This window comes from Rothia mucilaginosa (assembly GCF_964211445.1).
Lineage (GTDB): Bacteria > Actinomycetota > Actinomycetes > Actinomycetales > Micrococcaceae > Rothia > Rothia mucilaginosa_E.
In genome coordinates this window covers 1-414 of sequence record NZ_CAXOQT010000074.1, presented here as the reverse complement: position 1 = coordinate 414, position 414 = coordinate 1, and the positions used below count along the sequence as shown (strand labels likewise).

1 pseudogene is annotated in these 414 nt (G+C 63.3%); it reads right to left on the bottom strand.

Annotation, left to right across the window (positions count from 1 at the left end):
* Positions 1-87: 87 nt before the first annotated feature.
* Positions 88-414 (bottom strand): annotated as a pseudogene (locus AB8E48_RS08995) (LysR substrate-binding domain-containing protein); the annotation flags it as partial.

The window sequence follows — 414 nt, the reverse complement described above, 5'->3', positions numbered from 1 at the left end:
GCTTGCCCTGCTCAATGATGACTGCGTAGGCTGCGGGTCGGGTTTCCATTGCTAATGCCATGGTTTGATTTTACCGTCTATCGTTCTTTAGCGTTTCTTGCCGCGGCGTGCGCTGGCGGCTTTGGCGGACTGTCGAGCGTGCTGGCGTGCGTTGCCGTTTTTCTTGGCGTTGGCGCGCTTCTTATCGCGTGCTTCGCGGCGTGCGTTGGCGGCTCGTGCCTTCGCTTTCGCCTTTGCCTTTTCGGCGGCGACGCGTTCGGCGCGTGCCTGTCGGGTTTCGCTACCGCGGTCGCTGGTTGCGGTGCGACCGCGCACAATGCCAATGAAGTCCTGCAGGAGCGCCTCGAGCTCTTCACTGCGCGGCTCGCCCTTGGGGGCGCGCGGCCAGACCAGATGCACCGGGTAGGTGTCTAG